This is a genomic window from Rhodococcoides fascians NBRC 12155 = LMG 3623 (genome assembly GCF_001894785.1).
Taxonomy (GTDB): domain Bacteria; phylum Actinomycetota; class Actinomycetes; order Mycobacteriales; family Mycobacteriaceae; genus Rhodococcoides; species Rhodococcoides fascians.
Map to the genome: position 1 here is coordinate 826,011 of NZ_BCWW01000001.1, position 23,525 is coordinate 849,535.

Annotated in this window: 22 protein-coding genes, 1 tRNA gene and 1 pseudogene; 17 read left to right on the forward strand and 7 right to left on the reverse strand. The window is 65.1% G+C overall.

Annotated features, from left to right (window positions below):
* Nucleotides 1-255 precede the first annotated feature (255 nt).
* From RFA01S_RS04135 to RFA01S_RS04150, 4 genes are all read left to right on the forward strand, one after another.
* The gene (locus tag RFA01S_RS04135; RefSeq protein WP_005248460.1) at nucleotides 256-459 is read left to right on the forward strand and encodes a cold-shock protein; all 204 of its coding nucleotides are present in this window, start codon (nucleotides 256-258) and stop codon (nucleotides 457-459) included.
* Between the two features lie 151 nt (nucleotides 460-610).
* Complete coding sequence (locus tag RFA01S_RS04140) at nucleotides 611-1,198, forward strand: hypothetical protein (RefSeq protein WP_032364537.1); 588 nt, start codon at nucleotides 611-613, stop codon at nucleotides 1,196-1,198.
* Nucleotides 1,199-1,307: 109 nt separating this feature from the next.
* Entirely contained in the window at nucleotides 1,308-4,313 is a 3,006-nt protein-coding gene (gene topA, locus RFA01S_RS04145; RefSeq protein ID WP_032406609.1) for a type I DNA topoisomerase, read from the forward strand.
* Between the two features lie 118 nt (nucleotides 4,314-4,431).
* Nucleotides 4,432-5,619, forward strand: coding sequence for a DNA polymerase III subunit delta' (locus tag RFA01S_RS04150; protein ID WP_027494468.1), 1,188 nt, complete (start codon nucleotides 4,432-4,434; stop codon nucleotides 5,617-5,619).
* On the opposite strand, the gene RFA01S_RS04155 is transcribed toward RFA01S_RS04150, so the two are convergent.
* Nucleotides 5,616-6,134 carry a CGNR zinc finger domain-containing protein gene (locus RFA01S_RS04155; RefSeq protein ID WP_032406608.1) on the reverse strand — a complete coding sequence of 173 codons (519 nt, stop codon included), beginning with the start codon at nucleotides 6,132-6,134 and terminating at the stop codon, nucleotides 5,616-5,618. The two genes, RFA01S_RS04150 and RFA01S_RS04155, sit on opposite strands and share 4 nt — an antisense overlap.
* 87 nt (nucleotides 6,135-6,221) lie before the next feature.
* Between RFA01S_RS04155 and RFA01S_RS04160 the strand changes: the two genes are divergently transcribed.
* The 4 genes from RFA01S_RS04160 (at nucleotide 6,222) to RFA01S_RS04175 (ending at nucleotide 8,262) form a co-directional block, all read left to right on the forward strand.
* A complete protein-coding gene (locus RFA01S_RS04160) occupies nucleotides 6,222-6,917 on the forward strand; it encodes an SDR family oxidoreductase (protein ID WP_032386610.1) in 696 nt (231 codons plus the stop codon).
* Nucleotides 6,918-6,983: 66 nt separating this feature from the next.
* Nucleotides 6,984-7,056: transfer RNA gene (locus RFA01S_RS04165), tRNA-Thr, on the forward strand.
* Between the two features lie 125 nt (nucleotides 7,057-7,181).
* Entirely contained in the window at nucleotides 7,182-7,400 is a 219-nt protein-coding gene (locus tag RFA01S_RS04170) for a hypothetical protein (protein WP_032364533.1), read from the forward strand.
* 52 nt (nucleotides 7,401-7,452) lie between these two features.
* On the forward strand, nucleotides 7,453-8,262 hold the full coding sequence (locus RFA01S_RS04175) for a lipase family alpha/beta hydrolase (protein ID WP_052060532.1): 810 nt from the start codon (nucleotides 7,453-7,455) through the stop codon (nucleotides 8,260-8,262).
* Here RFA01S_RS04175 and RFA01S_RS04180 read toward each other — a convergent pair.
* The 4 genes from RFA01S_RS04180 to RFA01S_RS04195 are packed head-to-tail and all read right to left on the reverse strand — an operon-like array spanning nucleotide 8,252 to nucleotide 12,267.
* Nucleotides 8,252-9,064: an ABC transporter permease gene (locus RFA01S_RS04180; protein WP_027494448.1), complete on the reverse strand. Its 813-nt coding sequence runs from the start codon at nucleotides 9,062-9,064 to the stop codon at nucleotides 8,252-8,254. The genes RFA01S_RS04175 and RFA01S_RS04180 overlap by 11 nt on opposite strands.
* A complete protein-coding gene (locus tag RFA01S_RS04185) occupies nucleotides 9,061-10,023 on the reverse strand; it encodes an ABC transporter ATP-binding protein (RefSeq protein WP_032406606.1) in 963 nt (320 codons plus the stop codon). The genes RFA01S_RS04180 and RFA01S_RS04185 overlap by 4 nt, the downstream gene beginning before the upstream one ends.
* Nucleotides 10,020-11,111, reverse strand: a complete 1,092-nt coding sequence (locus RFA01S_RS04190; protein ID WP_139278372.1) for a LolA family protein — start codon at nucleotides 11,109-11,111, stop codon at nucleotides 10,020-10,022. Before RFA01S_RS04190 ends, RFA01S_RS04185 begins: the two co-directional genes overlap by 4 nt.
* A 58-nt stretch (nucleotides 11,112-11,169) precedes the next feature.
* On the reverse strand, nucleotides 11,170-12,267 hold the full coding sequence (locus RFA01S_RS04195) for a DNA alkylation repair protein (protein WP_032406605.1): 1,098 nt from the start codon (nucleotides 12,265-12,267) through the stop codon (nucleotides 11,170-11,172).
* 303 nt (nucleotides 12,268-12,570) lie between these two features.
* On the opposite strand from RFA01S_RS04195, the gene RFA01S_RS04200 reads away from it, so the two are divergent.
* Both RFA01S_RS04200 and RFA01S_RS04205 read left to right on the forward strand, forming a co-directional pair.
* Nucleotides 12,571-13,692 (forward strand): PAS domain-containing protein, encoded by a 1,122-nt coding sequence (locus tag RFA01S_RS04200; RefSeq protein ID WP_032406604.1) that lies wholly within the window; start codon nucleotides 12,571-12,573, stop codon nucleotides 13,690-13,692.
* Nucleotides 13,628-14,848: pseudogene (locus RFA01S_RS04205) on the forward strand (putative bifunctional diguanylate cyclase/phosphodiesterase). Before RFA01S_RS04200 ends, RFA01S_RS04205 begins: the two are co-directional and overlap by 65 nt.
* Nucleotides 14,849-14,851: 3 nt before the next feature.
* Here the strand turns inward: RFA01S_RS04205 and RFA01S_RS04215 are convergent.
* On the reverse strand, nucleotides 14,852-16,099 hold the full coding sequence (locus RFA01S_RS04215) for an MFS transporter (protein WP_032406603.1): 1,248 nt from the start codon (nucleotides 16,097-16,099) through the stop codon (nucleotides 14,852-14,854).
* Nucleotides 16,100-16,211: 112 nt separating this feature from the next.
* Here RFA01S_RS04215 and RFA01S_RS04220 point away from each other — a divergent pair, with 112 nt between their 5' ends.
* Together RFA01S_RS04220 and RFA01S_RS04225 are read left to right on the forward strand one after the other, a co-directional pair.
* Nucleotides 16,212-17,096: a LysR family transcriptional regulator gene (locus RFA01S_RS04220; protein WP_032373818.1), complete on the forward strand. Its 885-nt coding sequence runs from the start codon at nucleotides 16,212-16,214 to the stop codon at nucleotides 17,094-17,096.
* Nucleotides 17,097-17,146: 50 nt separating this feature from the next.
* A complete protein-coding gene (locus tag RFA01S_RS04225) occupies nucleotides 17,147-18,238 on the forward strand; it encodes a spore photoproduct lyase family protein (protein WP_032406602.1) in 1,092 nt (363 codons plus the stop codon).
* Between the two features lie 4 nt (nucleotides 18,239-18,242).
* Here RFA01S_RS04225 and RFA01S_RS04230 read toward each other — a convergent pair whose 3' ends face one another.
* Nucleotides 18,243-18,611, reverse strand: coding sequence for a winged helix-turn-helix transcriptional regulator (locus RFA01S_RS04230; protein WP_032406601.1), 369 nt, complete (start codon nucleotides 18,609-18,611; stop codon nucleotides 18,243-18,245).
* 79 nt (nucleotides 18,612-18,690) lie between these two features.
* Here RFA01S_RS04230 and RFA01S_RS04235 point away from each other — a divergent pair, with 79 nt between their 5' ends.
* The 5 genes from RFA01S_RS04235 (at nucleotide 18,691) to RFA01S_RS04255 (ending at nucleotide 23,519) form a co-directional block, all read left to right on the forward strand.
* Nucleotides 18,691-19,101 carry a RidA family protein gene (locus tag RFA01S_RS04235; protein ID WP_027494441.1) on the forward strand — a complete coding sequence of 137 codons (411 nt, stop codon included), beginning with the start codon at nucleotides 18,691-18,693 and terminating at the stop codon, nucleotides 19,099-19,101.
* A 75-nt stretch (nucleotides 19,102-19,176) separates the two neighbouring features.
* Entirely contained in the window at nucleotides 19,177-19,734 is a 558-nt protein-coding gene (locus RFA01S_RS04240) for a dihydrofolate reductase family protein (protein ID WP_027494440.1), read from the forward strand.
* 39 nt (nucleotides 19,735-19,773) lie between these two features.
* Nucleotides 19,774-21,009, forward strand: a complete 1,236-nt coding sequence (locus RFA01S_RS04245; RefSeq protein WP_032406600.1) for an AGE family epimerase/isomerase — start codon at nucleotides 19,774-19,776, stop codon at nucleotides 21,007-21,009.
* Nucleotides 21,010-21,057: 48 nt separating this feature from the next.
* Complete coding sequence (locus tag RFA01S_RS04250; protein ID WP_032406599.1) at nucleotides 21,058-22,413, forward strand: hypothetical protein; 1,356 nt, start codon at nucleotides 21,058-21,060, stop codon at nucleotides 22,411-22,413.
* Nucleotides 22,410-23,519, forward strand: coding sequence for a hypothetical protein (locus tag RFA01S_RS04255; RefSeq protein ID WP_032406660.1), 1,110 nt, complete (start codon nucleotides 22,410-22,412; stop codon nucleotides 23,517-23,519). Before RFA01S_RS04250 ends, RFA01S_RS04255 begins: the two co-directional genes overlap by 4 nt.
* The last annotated feature ends 6 nt before the right edge of the window (nucleotides 23,520-23,525 follow it).

Genomic DNA, 23,525 nt, shown 5'->3' on the forward strand with positions numbered 1-23,525 from the left:
AAGACGGGCAATTTGTTCGAAAAGGGTCGGTTTTCGACTGTTGCGAACGCGGAGTTCATGGTTCACTTGACGCGGTCGCAGCTTCTGTGTTCGTTCTACGCTTCGCAGGATCTTATGTTGCGGGCGCGGTACTGGGAGAGCTCGTCCATCAGGGGGAATCCTGAGGGGGATTCGTACAAGTGCAGCGGTCGGAACCGGCCCGATGGATCGAAAGTGCGCTCCATCGAATCCGGTGTTAGAAAGAGAAGGAAAAGCATGGCACAGGGAACTGTGAAGTGGTTCAACGCCGAAAAGGGCTTTGGATTCATCGCACCAGAAGACGGCTCCGCTGACGTTTTCGTTCACTACTCCGAGATCCAGGGCAGCGGCTTCCGCACCCTCGAGGAGAACCAGCGCGTCGAGTTCGAGGTCGGCCAGGGCACCAAGGGTCCTCAGGCAACGGGCGTTCGCGCAGTCTGATTCTTTTCTCTTCGGAGACGAGAACCTTCATCCCCCTTTCTCGATCGGCCGTGAAAAGCCGTTCGAGAAAGGGGGATGTTTCGTTCGTGGCGAACCACCAGGAAGAGTCGAAAGCAGTGTCTGCCGGTGTCGATGTCCTAATGTCCATGCTGTGAACCAGCTGTCCTTCTTCTCTGCCGAGTCGTTGCCGCCCGCGGTGACCGATCTCAGCGGACTGCTGGCTGCCACCGGCCATGTCGTCACGTCCTCGGGATCGGCACGCATCTCTGTCGTCGTCGACGCGCAGTGGCGAGCCGATGCCATTGCCGAGTTGATCGAACAGTGTGGTCTGTCGGCAGAGCTGGGGCGGTCCGAAGAAGACCGTCCTCTCGTGCGCACCGCGTCGGTTCCGGAACTGTCCGCGTTGGCGTCGTTGTGGACCAAGGGCGCGGTGAAGGCCGTGCCTCCCGGGTGGGTGCCCGGTTCTCGGGAGTTGCGGGCATGGGTGCTCGCGTCGGGGCGTCCCGAGGCGGAGGGGGAACGCTACGTACTCGGCCTCGATCCGCACGCGCCGGAGACTCATGCGGTCCTCGCTCAATCGTTGATGCGCGCGGGCATCGCGCCGACTCTGATCGGCACCCGCGGGTCCAATCCCGGCCTTCGAATCACCGGCCGACGTCGGCTGTTGCGCCTCACCGAGAACGTCGGCGAGGCTCCTGCGAATGTGGACGCACGTACCAATTGGCCCCACGCTGAGTAGGAAGATGAATGACTGATCTGCGAGTATTTGCTCGACGTATGTCAGTCTGTTAGGAGTGGGGCAGGCAAATCTGCTTGTGAAAACGCACTAGGGAAGGTTCGGCAGCAAGGTGGCAGCACGTAACAACGGCTCGGGGGACAGCTCCGCCGAGCCGCGTCGTCTGGTCATCGTCGAGTCTCCGACCAAGGCCAAAAAGATCGCTCCCTACCTCGGGAGCAACTATGTCGTCGAGGCCTCCGTCGGCCATATCCGCGACCTTCCTCGTGGTGCTGCCGACGTGCCCGCCAAGTACAAGGGCGAGCCCTGGGCACGTCTGGGCGTGGACGTCGACCACGACTTCGAGGCCCTCTACGTCGTCTCGCCCGAGAAGAAGGGCAAGGTCGCAGAGCTCAAGAGCCTGCTCAAGGACGCCGACGAGCTGTATCTCGCCACTGACCCCGACCGCGAGGGTGAGGCCATCGCCTGGCATCTCCTCGAGACCCTGAACCCCAAAGTCCCGGTTCGACGCATGGTCTTCCACGAGATCACCAAGCCGGCGATCCTCGCGGCCGCCGCCGATACTCGCGACCTGGACCAAGACCTCGTCGACGCACAGGAAACCCGCCGCATCCTCGACCGTCTCTACGGCTACGAGGTCAGCCCGGTGCTGTGGAAGAAGGTCATGCCGAAGCTGTCGGCAGGCCGTGTGCAGTCCGTGGCCACCCGCATCATCGTCCAGCGTGAACGCGAGCGGATGGCATTCCGTAGCGCCGAGTACTGGGATATTTCTGCCACCCTCGACGCCGGGGCCGAGGCGAGCCCGCGGAGTTTCGGAGCTCGGCTGGTCAACGTCGACGGCAATCGCGTCGCCGCCGGCCGCGACTTCGGTCCCGACGGCAAGCTCAAGACCGAGTCGGTCACCGTTCTCGACGAACCGCATGCCCGACGCCTCGCCGACGCTCTCGAAGGCGTCGACCTCACCGTCGCGTCCGCCGAGGACAAGCCGTACACGCGTAAGCCGTACCCGCCGTTCATGACGTCGACGCTGCAGCAGGAGGCCGGCCGCAAGCTGCGGTTCAGTTCCGAGCGGACCATGCGTGTCGCGCAGCGTCTGTACGAGAACGGCTACATCACCTACATGCGTACCGACTCGACGTCGCTGTCCGCGTCTGCGGTCTCCGCGGCACGGGCGCAGGCGACCGAGCTGTACGGCCCGGAGTACGTGCACCCCACTCCGCGGCAGTACACCCGCAAGGTCAAGAACGCGCAGGAGGCGCACGAGGCCATCCGCCCCTCGGGTGACGTGTTCCAGACTCCCGGTCAGCTGCATTCGGCGCTGCAGACCGACGAGTTCCGGCTCTACGAGCTGATCTGGCAGCGCACGGTCGCGTCGCAGATGGCAGATCTGCGCGGCACCACGCTGACGCTGCGCATCACCGGAACCGCCGGTACCGGCGAGGAGTGCACGTTCTCCGCGTCGGGTCGCACCATCACGTTCGCGGGCTTCCTCAAGGCCTACGTCGAGAGCGTCGACGACGAGGCAGGCGGTCAGACCGACGACGCCGAGTCGCGTCTGCCCGCGTTGAAGACCGGCCAAGCAGTGACGGCCACCAAGCTCGATCCCGACGGTCACACGACCAACCCGCCTGCTCGATTCACCGAGGCGTCGCTCATCAAGACGCTCGAAGAGTTGGGAATCGGTCGGCCGTCGACGTATTCGTCGATCATCAAGACGATCCTCGACCGCGGTTACGTCTACAAGCGTGGCAGCGCTCTCGTGCCGTCGTGGGTGGCGTTCTCGGTGATTGCGTTGCTGGAAGCGCACTTCGGGCGTCTGGTGGACTTCGACTTCACCGCAGGCATGGAAGACGACCTCGACGCGATCGCGGGAGGCCGTGAGCGGCGCGGAGATTGGCTGCAGAGCTTCTACTTCGGCGGCGAGACCGGTGCCGAAGGTTCGGTGGCGCGCTCGGGTGGCCTGAAGAAGATGGTGGGCCAGAACCTCGAAGACATCGATGCGCGCACCATCAACTCGATTCGTCTGTTCGACGACTCCGAAGGACGCGAAATCCATGTGCGCGTGGGCCGTTACGGTCCGTACCTCGAGCGCATGGTCAAGAACGACGATGATCCGGACGGCGATCCGATCAGCCAGCGCGCCAACCTGCCCGACGACTTGCCGCCGGACGAGCTGACGATCGATTTCGCCGAAAAGCTGTTCGCCACACCACAAGAGGGCCGCAAGCTCGGTGTGGATCCGCTGACCGGCCACGACATCGTGGCGAAGGAAGGCCGTTTCGGGCCCTACGTCACCGAGATCCTGCCCGAGCCGGAACCCGAACCCACGCCCCCCGAGCCCGACATCGTCCCGGTGCCGTCCGGCAACGACGGTGATGGCGGCGGTGGCGTCAAGACTGCGGTGAAGAAGGCCGCGGCCAAGAAGGCACCGGCCAAGAAGGCTGCCGCGAAGAAGGCCACCGGCCCCAAGCCGCGCACCGGTTCGTTGCTCAAGTCGATGGATCTGGCGACGATCACGCTCGAGGATGCGCTCAAGCTGCTGTCGTTGCCGCGCGTCGTCGGTGTCGATCCCGAGTCCAAGGAAGAGATCACCGCGCAGAACGGCCGCTACGGCCCGTATCTGAAGAAGGGCACCGACTCTCGCTCGCTCGCCGACGAGGATCAGATGTTCACGGTCAGTCTCGAAGAGGCTCTGAAGATCTACGCCGAGCCCAAGCGTCGAGGCCGTCAGGGTGAGGCCAAGCCGCCGCTGCGGGAACTGGGCGTCGACCCGATCAGTGAGAAGCCGATGGTGATCAAGGACGGTCGATTCGGACCGTACGTCACCGACGGCGAGACCAACGCAAGTCTGCGCAAGGACGACGAGGTCGAGACGATCACCGACGATCGCGCGTCGGAGTTGTTGGCGGACAGGCGTGCTCGTGGCCCAGTAAAGAAGAAGGCACCGGCCAAGAAGGCCGCTGCGAAGAAGGCTCCGGCCAAGAAGGCTGCTGCGAAGAAGGCTCCGGCCAAGAAGGCTGCAGCCAAGAAGACCGCCACGAAGACGACGGCGGCCAAGACGACGACGAAGAAGGCTGCTGCCAAGAAGGCACCGGCGAAGAAGACCGACGGCGAGTAGCTCTCGAACTCGAAGTTGTGGATGGAATCGGCAGCAATTACGCCCATAGCTTCGAGTTCGGCACTGTCCGGGAACAGTGCGCCGGGAACAGTCGGTCCCAACCGTTAGGGTTGCCAGCATGGCGGGTGTGTTCGATCGTTTGGTCGGTCAGGAAGATGTCGAGGCCGATCTGACGGCTGCAGCGGTGGCTGCTCGTACGGGCGTCGACTCGTCGGCGATGACGCATTCGTGGCTCTTCACCGGCCCTCCCGGGTCCGGGCGTTCCATCGCCGCCCTGTGCTTCGCTGCGGCGTTGCAGTGCACCACCGAGGGCACTCCGGGGTGTGGGCATTGTCAGGCGTGTTCGACGACGATGGCAGGCACTCACGGCGATGTGCGACGCGTCATCCCGGAGGGTCTGAGCATCAGTACCAAGGAGATGCGAGACATCGTCTCGGTCGCGTCGCGTCGGCCGAGCACCGGTCTGTGGCAGGTGGTCGTCGTCGAGGATGCCGATCGACTCACCGAGGGTGCCGGAAACGTGCTGCTCAAGGTCGTCGAGGAGCCGCCCGCTCGGACGGTGTTCCTGTTGTGCGCTCCGTCGGTCGATCCGCAGGACATCTCGGTGACGCTGCGCTCGCGCTGCCGGCACGTCTCGTTGGTGACGCCCACAGTTCCGGCCATCGCGCAGGTGCTGCAGACCCGCGACAAGCTCGACGCCGAGACGGCGGAATGGGCCGCGTCGATCAGCGGCGGCCATGTGGGCAGAGCACGCCGACTCGCGACCGACGAGGACGCGCGGGCGCGACGCAAGCGGGCACTTGCCCTGGCGTCGGCCGCGGCCCGTCCCAATCAGGCGTACCTCGCAGCCGAGGAACTGGTGAAGGCCGCCGAGGACGAGGCCAAGGAAATGAGTGCCACTCGTGACGAGGCCGAGACCGAGGAGTTGCGCACGGCCCTCGGAGCCGGAGGCACAGGTAAGGGCGCAGCCGGAGCATTGCGTGGCTCGGCCGGAGTGCTGAAGGACCTGGAGAAGCGGCAGAAGTCTCGCGCCACCAGAACCGGCCGCGACTCGCTCGACCGCGCGTTGATGGACCTGGTGGGCCTGTACCGCGACGCGCTCGCGCGTTCGTACGGCTCGACCGCGACGGCTACGCACCCCGACATGGCCGAGCAGGTCGAGCGAATGGCGAAAGCCGTACCGCCCGAGGCTCTGCTGAAAAGCATCGAGGCGATCCTCGAATGCCGAGAGTCGTTGGCTGTCAACGCAAAACCGAAATTTGCCATCTATGCGATGGTGGCGACGCTCGGCGACGTGCTGCGTTAGTCCTTCGCTTTTTTCCGCGCTCGCGAAGCGCGAAGATTGGCGACATTGCCGCACGTCTTCACGTCGTGCCAGACGCCGCTGTTGTTGCGGGAGCGGTCGTAGAAGGCAGATCCGCATGCCTCGTTCTTGCATCGCTTGAGTCGTCGCCACGTGTCCGCTTGTTGGGCGAGAAGCACTTCGGACCACATCTTCGACGCGATGTAGTCGGCCCCGGTGCCGGTCGGCATCAGTCGTACGGTGCCGTCGTCGCCCGGTACGAGTTCTGCTCGGACGGCCGGACGCGTGGGCAGGTCGCCGGCAATGGCCGCTTCGACATCCGAGCGCAGAGCTCGCAGCGTGGCCGCATCGTCGTCCGACAGCGTGGTCTCCCATACGAGCGATGCTTCCTTCCCGTCCGCTAGGAGGTCGGGGAGGCCGTACGCGTCGATGGCTCGCGTGTTGAGCAGATTCTGAACCACCTGCAGTCCGTCGGGTGCCGGTGCGAGGTGAAAGCGCTCCGTCGGCGACTGTGACATAAGTGAACAATATTTGACTATGTCGGACTGGTCAACTACTACTGACAGAGTCAAAAGCATTTAACATCTGTCGTAAGGGTGAGTTCGATGGTGTCTGTTTCGGGAGCAACGGTATTGGTGACCGGCGGTCAGCGCGGTCTGGGCAAGGCGACGGTCGACGCATTGCTCGAGCGTGGGGCAACGAAGGTGTACGCGACTGCGAGGAGCCCGCGAGAGGACTCGGATCCTCGGGTGGTTCCCGTTGCTCTCGATGTCACCGACGCGGATTCCGTTGCCGCACTTGCCGATATCGCATCCGATGTGTCGATCGTCTTCAACAACGCCGGCGCTCCCGGAACGACACCGTTGCTGACGACGTCGATCGACGACATTCGCGCGGTGTTCGAGACCAATGTCTTCGGCGCGCTGCGAATCGCGCAAGAATTCGCTCCGATACTGAAGGCAAACGGCGGCGGGGCGTTGGTCGACATTCACTCGGTGCTGTCGTGGCTCGGCGGTGCAGGTGCCTACGGGGCATCGAAGGCGGCGATCTGGTCGGCCACCAACTCGCTCCGGCTCGAGCTCGCACCGCAGGGAACCCTCGTTGTCGGGGTGCATCTCGGGTACACCGACACCGACATGATCGCCGAACTCGACGTCCCGAAGAACGACCCACGCGACGTGGTGCGCCAGGTGCTCGACGCCCTGGAGGCCGGGGAGACCGAAGTGCTCGCCGACGACCTGACCAGGCACGTCAAGACGATCCTCAGCGGGCCTGCGGAAGGACTCGGCCTCGCGGGCTGACCGTCAGGGAGGGCGATTTTCGTTTCGACCCGATGCTCCGTTAGACTCACCAACGCCGAAAGGCACGCCGCCTTAGCTCAGTCGGTAGAGCATTTCACTCGTAATGAAAAGGTCAAGAGTTCGATTCTCTTAGGCGGCTCAGACTCAGCCCCTCACCGATACAAATCTGTGAGGGGCTTTTTCGTATCCCGCTCCGGTGAGCATCGGACCCGTCAGCCTCGCGGACCCCGCGACATCCATCACCGAACGAACAGGAACACCCACATGATCGACGCCGTCATTTTCACCAACTACTCCGACACCGAAACCCCCGTCCGAATCAGCACCATCGACGGACACCAGCATGTCGGCAAGATCGGGGCCGTGGACAACAACGATGAGGACGGTGGCTTCATCACCGTCGCCCTCACCGAGGTCCCCACAGGGTCCCCCTACGTCACCGTCGTCATCGCTGTCGACGCGATCACCGCCATCGAAAGCTGAACCGCAGACACCCTGGCCTTCCGCACCACCGTCGACGGGCACACTGGACGAGGTGTTCGCCTCCCTCGCCCCGGCTCGTCGTCGTCTTATGTACGTCGTACTCGCTCTCGTCCTGATCGGTCTCGTCGTAGCCGTGGCGGCCTTCGTCGCATCACGCCTCACGAGCGACCCCGTTGCGAGCGTCGACCAGTCCGTTCCCGGCCCGGTGCTGCTGGTCCCCGGGTTCGGCGGATCCACCGATGCTCTCGAGGTGCTCGCGGCGGAACTACGGGAGAACGGCCGCGACGCCACCGTCGTGGCTCTGCCCGATGGTGGCGTCGGCGACCTGACCGCACAGGCGCAGACCCTGCGCGACGACGTCGACGCGGCTCTGACTCGGACGGGAGCGACCTCGGTCGACGTCGTCGGGTACTCCGCCGGCGGGGTGGTGGCCCGGATCTGGGCCGCTGACCTGGGCGGTGCCGAGCAGGCTCGACGCATCGTGACCCTGGGCTCCCCGCACCACGGCACCCAGGTGGCGGGTCTGGCTGCCCAGGTCCTACCCGACCGGTGCCCGATCGCCTGCCAACAGCTGGCCCCGAACAGCTCCGTGCTGGCCGGCTTGAACTCGGGCGACGAGACGCCGGACGGGCCGCAGTGGGTGTCGATCTGGACCGAACTGGATCAGGTGGTGACCCCGCCGAACTCGGCCCAACTCGACGGCGCGATCGACATCCCCGTCCAGAGCGTGTGCGCGGACTCGGCCGTCGACCACGGAAACCTGCCCCGTGATCCTCTCGTCGGCGCGATGGTCTCGGCCCAGTTGGACGGCAGCTCTACCGTCGAGCTCGGCGCAGCCGACTGCAGCCGTCTCAGCTCGTGATGTCCTTGGTCGTGAAATTCGCCCACGCGGCCCCCAGGAGCACGACGACGTAGACGCCCTGCAACCCGACGCCGCGCACCAGGTCCCGCGTCGGCACCGGGTCGCGGAAGAGATCGACGAAGGCCAGCCAGTACCGCGTCGGAAGGTACGGCGCGATGGCGTCGGCGGCGTCCAGCGTCAGCAGTAGCGAGCTGGCGATGAGGAAGGCCAACGCGCCCAGCGTCGCCGCGAGTGGCGAGTCGGTCAGGGTCGACAGGAACAGCCCCATAGCGGCAACTCCGAGCATCGACAGGGTCACGTAGAGCACGGCGATGACAGTGCGCACGGCGACCTGTTCGTCGGTCAGTACCGTGCCGGACACGCTCGAGACGCCGGCCAACGATGTGGTGTCGAACAGCGTCGTGCCGACGAAGTATGCGACGGCTGCCACGATGACGACGGCCAGCAGCACGAACGCGGCCACCGAGATCAGCTTCGCGACCAACAGCTTCGTTCGTCCCACCGGGCGGGCCAGCAGGTAGCGGAGGGTGCCGGCCTGGGCCTCCCCGGCGACGGAATCGCCGGCGATGACCGACACCGCGACGGGCAGGAACAGCGGGAGCACGATGGCGAGAGCGGCGAGTGGGAAGAGCTGGCCGTTCGTGGTCACCGCGGACAGGAAGGCAGGTCCGTCGCCGGGGCGCGGACCGACGTCGGTGAGTGCCAGCAGGCCCGCGACGATGGTGGGCAGCAGGTTCAGCAGGAGGATGACGACCCAGGTGCGGGGTCGGCGAAGCATCGCGCGCAGTTCGACGCCGATCATGCGGTCACCTCCGATCGGACGGAACCGTCGCGAGGGCCAGCAGGACCGTCGATTCGGTCCGCGCTGGCACCGGTGACCGCCAGCACCGACTGCTCGAGGCTCATCTGCTGCGGGCTCAACTCGCTCACCCGGACGCCGCCTTCGACGAGCAGTTGATTGAGCAAGGCCGGATCAGGGTGTTCGATCACGAGCTGTTGCCCGTCGCGCTCGAGCACGGTGGCGTCCTCCACATCGGACAGGACCGTCACCGCGTCGGCGGGGTCGGGGGTACGCACGAGCACTCGGCCGGTGGGTTGTTGGAATGCAGAGAGCTGATCCTGCAGAACGAGGCGACCTCGATCGAGTACTCCCACGCGGTCGCACAATTGCTCCACTTCGGCCAGCAGGTGGCTCGAGAGGAACACGGTTGTGCCCCGGGAATGCAAGTCCAGCAACAACTCTCGAATCTCGAGGATCCCCTGTGGATCGAGGCCATTGGTCGGCTCGTCGAGTATCAGCAGCTCGGGGGTGCGCATGAGCGCCGCGGCCAAGCCGAGGCGTTGCCGCATGCCGAGCGAGTACTGCTTGACCGGCCTGCGTCCGACCCCGGCGAGGCCCACCTGCTCGAGGGCCTCGCCGACGCGGGCGGTCCTGGTACGCCGGGAACCACCGGGGCCGGCCGCGTCGAGCAGCGTGAGGTTCCGGCGTCCGGAGAGGTTGGGGTAGGCGGCGGGGTTCTCGATCAGCGCACCCACCCGCGGCAGCACGCTCCTGCGTCGTCGCGGCATCTCCTCGCCGAGCACCTGCATCTGCCCGGAGGTGGCCAGGACCAGCCCGAGCAGCATCCGCACGGTCGTCGTCTTGCCGGAGCCGTTCGCGCCCACGAAGCCGTAGATGTCGCCGGCGCGTACGTCGAGGTCGACGCCGTCGACGGCCCGCACCGATCCGTAACGCTTGGTGAGGCCGGTCGTGCGGATCATGTGGCTGCTCCTTCGAGCTGCTGGGCGGCGGTGGCCAAGGTTTCTGCGGTGACGGTGCCGGAGAGCAGATATCGGCGGCGGTCTCCGGCGGGCTCGGTGATCAGGACGTTCAGCGGTCCGATCGACAGCGCCACGCTGTCGCCGGTCACGACGGCGCCGGGAGCGGCCCGCAACTGGTCGACGAGCCCGCGCGCGGCGCGACGCGGCAGCGGAGCGGCGATCAGCTCGGTCACGCCACGGCCGTAGATCCCGACGGAACCCGGTCCGTCGCGGTCCCGCAGATCCAGTCCGGACAGAGTCGACGGAAGACGGGGAGAGTCGATCCCGTCGGCGAACGAGGCGATGTCGAGACCGTCCTGCTGCTGCACATCGGTACCCGGGGGCGGGACGAATCGGACGGTGTCGGCATCGGGCATCTCGGGTGAGAAGTCCAGGAACGCGGTGCTGACAACAGGGCGAGCGGCCCCGCCGGCGAGCACGTCGACCTGCAGTGGCAGCCCGCTGTCGGGGTCGGCCCACACGTCGACCTCGGTGATGGTGCTCTGAGACTCGGCGGGGACGAGCCGCAGGCCAGGGGCGTCCCGGCCGGCGATTCGGCGGGTCGGCAGCCGGGTGACCTCGTCGGTGGTCGCCTCACTGAGCAACCGCTGCCCGAGCTCCGGCGGCAGTAGGTCGGCCTCGCGCGGCAGACGCAGGCTCGGTTCGGGGACCGGGTTTGCCACGGCCGTGTTCTGTTCGTAGTCCCATCTCCACAGCAGAGCCGGGGACCGGTAGAGACCGCGTTCACCGGCGAGGCGGACGGTGTCGACGCGAAAGCTGTCCGGGGCGCGGTACCAGGCGCGCAGGGTCGTGGTGTCGCCCAGCAGATCCGGTAGGCCGCCGAGTCCGTCGGTGACCGGCAGGGTGACGCCGCCAACGGCCTGGGCGTAGCCCGAATACGGTGTTGCGGTGGAGGACTGGACCCGAGACAGCAGTTCCGCCGCACCGATGTCCGACGCGGCGACGGGCAGGCGCTCGATCACCGAGGGCGCGGCGACGAGCACGGCGATGCCGAGCACCACCGCCAGCCACCGCCACTGTCCACGCACCTCATCGACCGTACGGACGTAGCCGATGTGCCGCATGTGCGTGGTACAAAACTCGCGGCTAGCGGACGAGCACGAACTCCGCGAGACCGTAACTCACACCGTTGATCTGGAGCTCGATCGAGTGCGGGCCGGGGTAGTACTTGCGTGTGGTCAACGTTCTGAACGAGTGTCGGCGCACTACCTCGATGCTCTCTCCGGGCGCGACTGTCTTGGTCGTCAGCTTGAACGTTTTCCCTGTCACTCCGCCGTTCGCTTTGGTGTGGTGCACGACGTAGTCGATCGCGATCTTTGCGGGCTCGACGCCGACGTTGCGAATTTTCGCGGTGAATCCCAGGCTCTCGCCGATCTGCAACTCGGTCACGTCCACGGCAGGGCCCGTCACCTCGAGTTCGGCCGGGGAGAAACCCAATAACGCGAGCGCGTCGGTGTTCCCCTTCTTGATCACCGTCCGAAGCGCATGGCGCGCAAGCCGGTCGGTGTTGGCGTCCGGCTCGCCCAGCCACCGTGCCGCGGTCCCGACGACGACATCCGGGATGTCTCGGCTGAAGTCGTTGAGGTGGTTGGCAACCGACCGCCGAACGTAGTCGCTGTCGTCTCGGTACAGCCTGTCCAGAATCGGCACGGTCACGCCGGGGCGCGCAAGTATTTCGGGCACTCTCACCGACCACGGCAAGTACGGTCGAGTGCCTTCCGACGCGAGGCGGCGAACGTGTTCGTCCGGTGATTGCGTCCACTCGGCCGCGATGGCGAGAGCCCGATCCAGATCGGTTCGGAGGAAGGTCCGGATGGCGAATTCGGAGGTCAGTCGGCCGGTGAGCTCGGCGAGCAAGGACATCCCGTCGTCGAACGCGGTCGCAGTGCGCTCGTCGACGGCCTTCGATGCGACGGCGCTGGTCACGGGCCAGACCGACCAGCCTCGAAAGTCGGGATCCGCAGCGGCCAGTCGGATGGTCCGAGCGAACTGGGCGTAGTCGCCCGGCAGCCCTGTCAGTAGCGCGTCACGCAGCAGGTCGGCGCGGGCTCGGAGTGCGAGTGGAGCCAACCCGTCCGACGACTCTCGAAGCAACGACAAATCCGCTTTCGGAGCAGCCGTACGAATGGTCCGAAACAGCGTGTGGGCTGCGTCCGGACCGAGTAGTTCATCGGCGAAGGGCATGGGAGCTTCTTACCCGACGCATCGCGTTCGTTCGGAGGCGGACCGAAGGTCCGGATTATTCGGCGAAACACCCGATTCTCGACTGCCTGAACGGCAGCAGTGTAAAAAGAACTGCGATTACCTTCGCGAAACACAATGTGCTGAAACGCTGGTCAATGCGGGTTTTCGGTGGTGAAGTATCGAATTCCGGTCTCGGTCCGATCATTCTGTGCAACGCGCTACGAACCTGGGGGGTCGCATCGTGCTCGTCGTCGACTCGAACCGACTCGTGAGCCCGGTGTACCGAGCCGATGAGCGATCGCGGTGAGCGGGTGGCTCTGGGTGGTGATCCTCAACGGGATCACCGCTGCTGCGTACTCGGGGATCGTGCTGCTCATCGTCCGAGGGCTGTTGCGAACCGGGCAGTTTCGTAACAACCGGCTCGCGGTCGCCACCGCCGCGATCTTCACGACGTGTGCCGCCCACCATTTGATCCATGCGTGGCATCTGACGGCCGGGCTCGGCACTCACGCATCGCATCTCGGTACCGATTCCGGCATGGGACCCCTGGACGCGATGCGGGAGTCGATGGGCGGGACCGTCGACGTGATGGTGGCGGCCTCGACGGCACTCGCCGGCGTCGTCTACCTGGGGATGCGCCGCTTCTACGGACCGTTGCTCCGCTCACCTGCGATGTTCGACGACGCGAGCGAGGCCCGGTATCGGCAGCTGGCGGCGAACCTCCCGCACACGTCGGTGCTGGTCGTCGATCGCGACCTGCGATTCATTCTCGTCGAAGGTGCCGGACTGCTGGCGGAAGGATACGACCCGCGGCGGATGGAGGGGCAGCTGCTGCAAGACACTGTCCCGCCGGAGGTCAATGCCCGGCTGAAGCCGTTCTACACAGCGGCCATCGATGGGGAGGAGTCGTCCTTCGACTCCGTAGGTTCCCGGACGGGTGCGATCTTCGCCGTGAAGACCAGACCTCTGCGCGATGACACAGGTCGAATCGTCGGCGCGATGGTGCTGTCCGAGGACGTCACTGCCGAGCGTGAGGCGCGCGCCGAGCTCGAGCAGGCGCGCGCGTTCCGTGATGCGGTGCTGACGGCATCGCCGGACGTCACCATCGTCACCGATGTCGAGACCGGGACCGTGAAGTGGGCCTCGCGCAACGTCAGGTCGTTGTTGACCGGGCCGAACCAGGACGGCTCACCCGGCGACACCGCCGCCCCCGAGGACGGGTTGGAGTCGGTGGTGCCCGAGGACATCGACGTCGTCCGGGCAGCGGACCGGGACGCTGCCTCCCTGCCGGATGGGGAGAGCGTCAGCATCCGGTACCGGGTGCGTGCGGCGGACGGCTCGCACCGGCGCTGCCGCGGCGGTGCTGTTCTGCGATTTGGACGGGTTCAAACGAATCAACGACACCGGCGGCCATGCGGCCGGTGACGCCGTGCTGGTCGAGGTCGCTCGCCGATTGCGTTCGGTGCTGCGGGCCGAGGACTCGATCGCCCGCGTCGGCGGCGACGAGTTCGTTCTGGTCCTCGATGCGTTGCCTGCGGAGAACGGGACAGGCAAGCCTGCGGGCGGCGCGCTTGCCGCACAGGTCGCCGAACGAATCCGGACGGTACTCGCAGCGCCCATCGCGTACGGAGGCCGTGAGTACGTGGTGTCGGCAAGCGTCGGGATGGTGTTGGTCCGCCGGGGCGTCAGTGCTCAGGAAGCGCTGCGCGATGCGGACTCCGCGATGTACCGGGCGAAGCAATTGGGCAAGGACCGAATCGAACTGTTCGACGACGCGCTGCGGGTGCACGCGATCGAGCGTGCGTACATCGAACAGACCCTGAGGGACGCGCTCGATCCTGATCGGGTCGGTTCCGCGACGTTCGGTGTGGCCTACCAACCGGTCTACGATCTCGGCAGTCGTCGACTGGTCAGTTTCGAGGCGCTCGCTCGCCTGCGGGACAGCACGGGCACAGCGATTTCACCCGACAGATTCATCCCGGTGGCCGAGGACACGGGACTCATTTCCGATCTGGGTGAGCGCGTGCTCGACGACGCTCTCGGCACCCTCGCGCGGTGGCGATCCGAGAACCCGCCTACCTCCGCGTCCGACGCGCCCGTCACGATGGCCGTGAATCTCAGTGCCCGACAGGCTCAACACGTCGACATTTGTGCGGCAGTGGAAACAGCCCTCGAGCGGCATCGCATGGCTCCGGGGGACCTCGTTCTCGAGCTCACCGAGTCCGTGTTGCTCGATTCCGGCTCGTCGGTCCTGCGTCAGCTCGGCTAATTACGCACACTGGGTGTGGGAATCGCCATCGACGACTTCGGAACGGGCTTCGCGAGCCTGCGATACCTCGCTACGCTGCCGGTGAGCGCTGTGAAGTTAGACCGGTCCTTCACGTCCAGCATTACCAGTGACGCGACGAGCAGCAGCATCGTCGGAGCAATCATCAATCTGGCCCGCGATCTGAAACTGGGCTGCGTGGTCGAGGGCATCGAAACTCTCGACCAACTCGAAGCGCTGCCCAATTCTGTTCAGGGACAGGGCTATCTGCTGGGCAGGCCTGCCGAGATCGCGTCGGATACCTGGAATCCCTGAGCCTCACCGCGGGGTTGCCGAGGCCCGTCGAGCCAGGGTTGCCACTCCCAGTAGAAGTACCAGCACCAAGGCCGCAAGTCCGGTCATGGCTGCGGTTGCGGACATCGAGAGGGTGGCGATTCCGATTCCCACGGCCGGAATGCCCAGGCCGAGGTATGCGATCAGGAACAGTCCGGCCAAGGCCTCGCTTCGTTCGGCCGGTGCCGCCATCGCGGCGACGGCTCCCACTGCGGCCTTGAACAGGACGCCCGCCCCGATTCCGGCCACGACGCCGCCGACCAGGAATGTCGGCAGGCTCAGGGTGTGCATTCCGATCACCAACGCGATCAGACCGAGGGCTTCGGCCGAGATGCCGAGTGAGAGTTTCGCTGTGCTCGACATGCGACTGGTCATCGTCTGCGCGAGCGCTGCCGTGCCGAACACCGCGAACACGGTGGCACCGCTGAGGGCGCGGGACGGATGGTCGAGTGTGCCCGCCACGAATCCCGGTGCCACCGAGGTGAACACACCGAACACTGCGAACGACGCGAAACCGGCTGCGGCAGCGGCGAAGTACCCGGCGCGATCACCGTGATCGGCACTGATTCGCTGCGGGCGATAGGCGGGCCGCTCCGGCATTTCGGCCACGGTCTCGGGTACCAGCGCGACACCGACGACAGCGACGACGATCAGTACCGCGAACACGAGATACGGGGTGTGCAGGGGAGCCGCGACGAACTGCGCCAGGAACCCGGCTACCAACGGCCCGACGCCGAGTCCGCCGATGTTCGCTGCGGTGGAGACCTTCTCGAATCGCTGGCCGGACGCGGTCGGCCGGTGCGTGGAATGCAGCTCGTGCAGGTAGGCCGTAGCGGTCGCGGTGAGTGCTCCGACGCCGAGTCCGGTGATGAGCCGTGCGACGAGCAGTAGAGGAAGTGCAGTGCCGCTGAGGAACATGACCGCAGCCACCAATTCGAGCAGCAACGCGGCGATCAAGACCTTCTTCCGGCCCACCCAGTCCGAGACATGTCCGGCCAGAACAAGACTGACGATCACGCCGACGGCGTAGGCCGCGAACACGATCGTGACCATGAACGTCGAGAAGCCGTCACGCACCTGATAGAGCGGGTACAGCGGGCTGGGCACGGTGGAGAACGCCATCGCGGTGAGGAATGCCGCCGCAACCACCCAGAAGCCGACGCCGTGTCGACGAGTCGAGGTCGGTGAGTGAGTCTGTTCCGGCGGAGCGGCGGGCAGGGTGTCGTGGGACATGTCGTTCTCCGAAGTCGGTGTTGTTCGTTCGGATACGACTGTCCTCGGACTCGACGATCACGTCCAACGAAGAAAAACGCTGACAACTATCTCGATATGCGATCATCGACGGATGGAGCTGCGCCACCTCGAATACTTCGTCGCGGTCAGTGAAGAACAGAACTTCACCCGTGCCGCTGCCCGTCTGCATATCGTTCAATCTGCGGTTTCGGCGGCGATCAAGTCCCTCGAACGAGAACTGGGTGCATCGCTGCTCGATCGCAACTCCAAGCGTGTGCTGCTGACCGAGGCCGGCCGGGCTCTGCTTCCCCGTGCTCGGGTGGTACTCGATGCCGCTCGCGATGCCCGTGATGCGGTCGACGACGTTCGAGGCGGCCTGCGCGGCACCGTCAGAATCGGCACGTTGACCTCGATCAAGCTGATCGACCTTCCCGGTCTGCTGGGCGAGTACCACCGCCGGTTTCCGCACGTCCAGCTCATCACCGGCGCAGCGCCGTCGGGCACTCAGGGGTTACTCGAATCGGTGGCAGACGGCCGACTGGACCTCGCGTTCGTCTCCGACTCCGGCCGACGGCCCGCCGGGATCGACGTGCGAGAACTCGCGTCGTCGGTATTGGATCTGGTGCTCCCGTCGGACCACCCCCTGGCCGAACGAGAGTCCTTGACGCTGGACGACATTGCACCGTACGACTTCATCGACTCGCCGATCGGCTTCGGAAATCGCGCGGTGGCCGACCGCGCGTTCGCCGACGCGGGATTGCAACGACGCGTGAGCATCGAAATCACCGATATCTCCACCGGCGTTGCCTACGTCCGCAACGGCCTCGGGATATCGCTGCTACCCCGGTTCGTCCTGACCGAGCGGAGCGGTGTGGTCGTCACCACGGTGTCGAAAGTGGATCTGACGTGGCCGCTCGCGGTTGCGACCTCGTCGACTCGCGCTCCGAGCGCGGCGGTACGTGCCCTGCTGGGCGTGCTCGACGAATTTCTCGCCTGAGCTGCGGTAACCGGGAAGCATTGCACGCTGCGACGCGTTCAACACGAGTAATGGATGATCTTCTGGTTGCCCCCACTCGACTCTGGACACCCTCGCGTGTCCTGGTCACCAAGTCTGCGTCCGAGTTACCCCACACCGCGGAAATTCTCCGTCGGTGCGAAGCAGCAGGCGTCGCCGACATCGACATTCTGTCCGGTGACCGCCTCACCGGACTGCGTGGTGAGTCCGAGCGCGAGACCTACGCACGAGCCAAGTCGACGATGGCCGTGGTGGTCGCTCCGCCGAGTGTGCTGAAACCGCAACCGATTCCGCCGAGCGCGGACTGGCGGATCGACCTGGCGAAAGGATGCCCGGCGCATTGCCAGTACTGCTATCTCGCCGGCTCGTTGTCTGGTCCGCCGATCACCAGGGTCTTCGCCAACCTCGACGACGTGTTGGCCGGTATCGGCACTCACGCAGGCCGCGGTTCCATCACCTCCGGCACCGATGAGCGCGGGCACGAAGGCACCACATTCGAGTTATCCTGCTACACCGATCCTTTGGGGATCGAACACGTGACGGGCTCTCTTGCCGAGGCCGTTCGCAGAGTGGGCGCGGGCGTGTACGGGGACGACGTATCGCTGCGTTTCACCACCAAGTTCGACGACGTCCGCGAGTTGGTGACGCTCGACCACGGCCGCCGAACGCGAGTTCGGCTGTCGGTCAACGCCGATGACATCGCTCACCGCTTCGAGGGCGGCACGGCACGTATGCCGGCTCGGATAGAAGCTCTGCGGCAGTTGGCACTGGCCGGTTACCGAGTGGGGTTGACGATCGCGCCGATCATGCCGATCCCGCAGTGGCGCGAGCAGTACGGTCGATTGCTCGCGAACGTCGCCGACGCGTTGCGCGATGTGCCCGATCTCGATCTGACCGCCGAAATCATCACTCACCGCTTCACGCCGTCGAGCAAGGATGTGTTGTTGAGCTGGTATCCGGGAACGAAACTGGAGATGGACGAGGGCGCGCGCACAGCGAAGAGAAACAAGTTCGGCGGCGTGAAATACGTCTATCCGAAGGACACGATGGCCGAGATGCGCAGCTGGTTCGTCGACGAACTTCGCGACGTTCTGCCCGACGCGCAGCTGCTGTACTGGACGTGAACCGTCACAGGGCATCGAATCGGTCTCGCGCTCGGTCGATGTCGTCCATGTGCGTGCTTGCCCACGCCAGCAGGACGTCGACGGGAGTTCGAAGTGTTTTGCCCAGGGGAGTGATTCGATATTCCACTGCCACCGGGCGGGTGCTCAGCACCGTGCGTTCGATGATTCCGTTGCGTTCGAGCTTCCGCAGCGTTGCGGTGAGGGACTTCTGAGTCACCTCGGGAATCCCGCGGCGGAGATCGTTGAATCGGCAGGGGCGCTCGCACAATTCGTTGAGTACTTGCAGTGACCATTTGTCGAGCACCTGATCCAACAATTCGCGGTGCGGGGCAGTGATCGTGAGTTCTGCGGTGCCGTCGGCGGTATCGGTCATGAAACCAGGTTCCCTTGAAGTGTCCTTTGTGTACCAGGTATCAACGTTATACCTGAATTTCTACGACGAAGGACCAACCATGAGCGTCACTCGATTCACCCCGCCCGGAATGATGCAACCCACCCCGTATCACCACGTGGCGGTGGGTCAGGGTTCTCGACACATCCACGTCAGCGGTCAGATCGCCCGGAACGAGGACGGGTCGGCCATCGATACCGACGACCTCGCCGGTCAGGTTGCGCAGGCGCTGCGCAATACCGCGATCGGATTGACCGGTGCAGGAGCAACATTCGAGGACGTACTGCGGCTGACGTTCTACGTCACGCACTGGGCTCCCGAGCTGATCGGTGAGTTCATGGACGGCGTCACGCGCGTCGCCGACGAGATCGGACTGCCGACTCCCATGCCGCCGGCGTCGTTGATCGGAGTGGATTACCTCTTCGAACCGGACGTGCGGGTAGAGGTGGAAGCAACCGCGATTCTGGACTGAATCCGCGGATAGGCCGGTGACTTCTCGGCGGTGCAGAGGTCGATACCGGCAAACCCACCCGACCTCTGGAGTGACATGGCGATTCTGACCTACAACCTGCATGTTTCCCTCGACGGCTACATCGAGGATCCCGACGGCAGCCTCGACTACTCGATGCCCGACGAGGAATCGCATCGGTTCTCGAATCGACAGACCGTGGAGACGAGCGTCTTTCTGTTCGGACGGCGGCTGTACGAGGCCATGGAGGACTACTGGACCGACCCGGAACGGGCGGCCGGCGACCCCGTCGAAGCCGAATTCGCCGAGCTGTACAAGGCAACTCCCCGGGTGGTCTTCTCGGACACCCTCACTTCCGTGCCCGACGGTTGCCGGCTGGTCCGTAGTGCCGACGCCGTCGCGGAGGTGGAGCGAATGAAACGGGAGACCGAGGGCACGTTGGCCGTCGCCGGCGCGTCGTTGGCCGCATCGTTGTTCGACTCGATCGACCAGTTCGAGCTCATTGTCGTCCCGACAATCCTGGGTGGTGGAAAGCCGTACTTCCCCGTGGGGCACCGACTGAACCTGGTGCTGGAAGAGCAGAGGCACTTCCCTACGTCGGGCTGGATGTATCTGCGGTACAGGGTGGTTCGGTAAGCGGACCTGTCGTCCGGCCCGATCGCGCAGAATGGGCTCATGACATCCGGTGATCGTCGTCAGTGGTGGACCTTGCCCGCGCACCAGCGGTGGCTCGACACAGAATCGGCTCGGCTCCTCCGGTTCGGTAGCTCGCTCGAGCATCCTGCCGGGGGAGCGGCGTGGTTGAACGACCGCGGACATCCGGACCTGAGACATCCGGCCCTGACCTACATCACTGCTCGGATGGCGCACGTGCATTTCCTGGCCTCGATGCAGGGGTATCCCGGGTCTCGTAGGAAAGCCGATCGAGTGTTCGACGGTCTACTGACGACGTTGCGGGACAGCACGAACGGCGGGTGGTTCGAGTCCAGCGCCGACGCCTCGTCCCCCGACGCGACGAAGACGGCCTACACGCATGCCTTCGTGGTGTTGGCGGCAGCCGCAGCCGCAGCGGCGGGACACCCCAGTGGACGGGGGCTTCTCGACGAAGCCCTCGAGGTCGTGGATCGGCGATTCTGGGACGAGAACCACGGCATGTGCGCAGACACCTGGAATGCGAGCTGGACCGCGCTCGACGGTTATCGCGGTATCAACGCCAACATGCACATGGTCGAGGCACTGCTGGCGGCGGCCGATGCGGGTGCGCCCGAGGTCTGGCGGAGCAGGGCAGTACGCATCTGCGACAACGTGATCGGCTGGTCACAGTCGAACGAGAATCGCATTCCCGAGCATTTCACTGCGGAATGGCAGCCGATGCTCGAGTACAACAGCGGCGACACCGCAAACCAGTTCAAGCCGTACGGAGCAACGGTGGGGCACGGTTTCGAGTGGGCTCGGCTGCTCGTGCAGGCGAGTCTCGTGGCCTACAGCCCTTGTGGCCACGATTACATTGCCGCCGCCGCGTCGCTGTATCACCGCGCGGCGCAGGACGGATGGCAACCCGGCCCGTCGCCCGGCTTCGTCTACACCACCGACTGGACCGGGCGACCGGTAGAGACAGAGCGTCTGCACTGGGTGTTGTGCGAGGCGATCGCGGCCGCCGCGACACTGGGTCGTCGGACCGGAGAAGAGCGCTACGACAACGACTATCGCACTTGGTGGGACATTGCCGCCGACTCCTTCATCGACCTCGTCGACGGCTCCTGGCATCACGAACTCGACGCGGACAACAGGCCCGCAGCCACGGTGTGGAGTGGAAAGCCGGACCTGTACCACGCTGTGCAGGCGACATGGATCAGCCGAGGTGTGAACAGCTCGAGTATGGTGGCGGCGCTGCTGGCGGACTCGGCCTGAATGGCCGCATCGGACCAAAACCGTCCGTTGGGTATGTAGTGTCGTCTCGTGCGCGAAGGAAGAAGACACAACGCCGTCATCGACGTATCGGTCATCGTCACGGTGGTCGCACTCGGTGTCGTTGCGGCCGGACTGCTGCATTCGCCGGAAAGTGAACTGCCGCCCGGAAATGCCGTGTCATCCGGGGAGGCCGCGCGCGACGGTGACTACTCCATCGTCTCCGAGCCCGTCGAGTATCCGGTCGACATTCCGGGGTGCTCCGAGGTCGAGCCGCCCCCGCCCAGTGAGGATGGGCGCCTCATCTCGGTCATCGGGAGTCAGGCTCGGTCCTACGACAATCCTGCCTACCCGTGGTTGACCGCGAGCAAGGCAGGAGCGATGACCGACGCCCTCGTGGGCGCACTTCCAGCGGATGTCACCGTGAAGTTGGCCGCCCCATCCCAGTCGCTGACCTTCCAACCGGTGGACGACTTCGGCGGTAATGTGCCGGAGGGCCTCGAGGCAAGCACCAGTGCCCGCGGCGACCTGACTCGCGCGGGGGTGTCTGCGTTTGCCAGCGTCGATGTTCGACCGTCGTCGACGGGGATTCCGGCCTGTGTCGCAGGCGTTCTCGACGCCCGCACCACCGAGCCCGACGGAACGGTGGTCGATACCGACGACAGTTGGTACGAGATCGGTGGTGACCGCACGAACAGTCGCAGAGCGACGGCGTATCACCCGGACGGAACTCTGGTCACCGCGAATCTGAGTACTACCGTTGGTCCCGAATTTCCCTTGGACACATCCGAGTTGACCCGAATCGCGGCGCTGCCGGGCCTCCGAGTCGCTTCGCCTGCACCGGCGGGAAGCGCTGCGCCGCGCCAGGATTGCTCGGTCTCGCTCGCAGGGGAGGCGACAGCGGTGGATATCGACGAGGTGTCCTTGGACGCCGCGAACGAGGCGTTGACGACAACCTGGCAGGCGCTACCCGATGCGCCCGTCCTGAACCGGCCGATCGGGTCGCTGGTACCCGATCGCACGGGCAGGGGTGCCTGTACGGACATCGACGTAGTGAACTCCGATGTAGCGCTGTCGATTTCCGTATCCTCCGGCGCGGCACTCCCGGTGGCGAGGGACCCCTACGATCCGGAGAATGCGTACGGTCCGGTTGTGGAGCTGCGAACATTGCCCGACGGTTCGGTGCTCGAATCGTACGACGTCGATCTGTCGAGCAGTATGACCGCGGAGGACGGAACCATGCGGTTGGCGAGGTCGGTCACGCTGACGCGACCGTCCGGCGTGCAGGTGTCGGTTCGGTCGACGGCGGATTTCGTTCCTGGCGGGGGCCGTTCGACACGGCCGGAACCGCTGCCACTCGAGCTACTGGATGCAGTGGCCCAAGCTCCGATCACGGAGTGGCCGTGAAGGATTCGACGACACGCACTGTTCTCGCTGCAGCCGCGGTGATGGTGGCAGTGGTATCCGTCGCCGCGGCTGCGGTCGTGCTGGTGAATGTGGACGTGTCCGTAAAGCCGTCGATGGACGATGCAACGACGTCGGCGTTCGACGAGATGCCGACGTTCTCGGAGGAGACGGAGACAATTGAGGCGCCGGCTGGGCCGGCGCTCGAGCCCAGCTGGCGGATCGACGCAGAGACCGTCTACGGTAGGCAATTCGCTGCATTCCGTTCGCCGACCGCAAGTTTGACGTTCGATCTCGGGGTCACGGGCGTGATCGACGCCGGCGATGTTCTCGTCACCGCAATGGGCCTGCCGAATCCACGGTCGTCTTCGCTCGATGCAGTCGAGTTCGTGGCCCTCGATGCCGACGACGGCAGTGTGCGATGGAAGGCGTCGCCCGGAACAGTCGACGTATGCGCGAGCGTTCCCGTTCAGAGCGAGATCGTCTGTCTCGACACGTATTCCGATGTGCAGTCCCTCGTCACTATCGGTACGAACGACGGGGTGGTGAAGCGGATACCGGTCCCCGAGGACTGGTACGTCTACGCGATCGAGAGCGACGGGACATCGGTGCTGTTGTTGGAAGGCAGCCCTGAGGATGGCGAATCCGTGTTGCACGGCGGGTCGGTGAATGCACTCGACCGAATGTGGACGCTACCGATCACCACATCCATGGGGTGGGAGGGCCTGAGTGGCACAGTGATTCACACGGCCGACGGGCGAGGCGTCGTCACGATGGGCGGGGAGGCGACATTTTTCGATCCGACCACCGGAGCACCCGTCGGGGGTCTCGACATGACCTCGGATGACACCGTCGTCGACTCCACCGGCGCTACTGTGTGGGAGTTGCCGGATCCGTTCGATACGGACAAGGTCATCGGCAACACTCGTTATTCGATCGACGGTCCGGCGTATGTCGCAACCACGGATTCCGGTGACGTGCGGTGGCATTGGACCATCCCGGCTGGGTCCGATGGGTTCACCGACAGCGGCACTATCGCCCAGACGCTATCGGGTGTGTTCTTCCTCGGAACCGATTCGATGGTTCGTCTCGAATCGGTTCCGAGTTGACGCCGA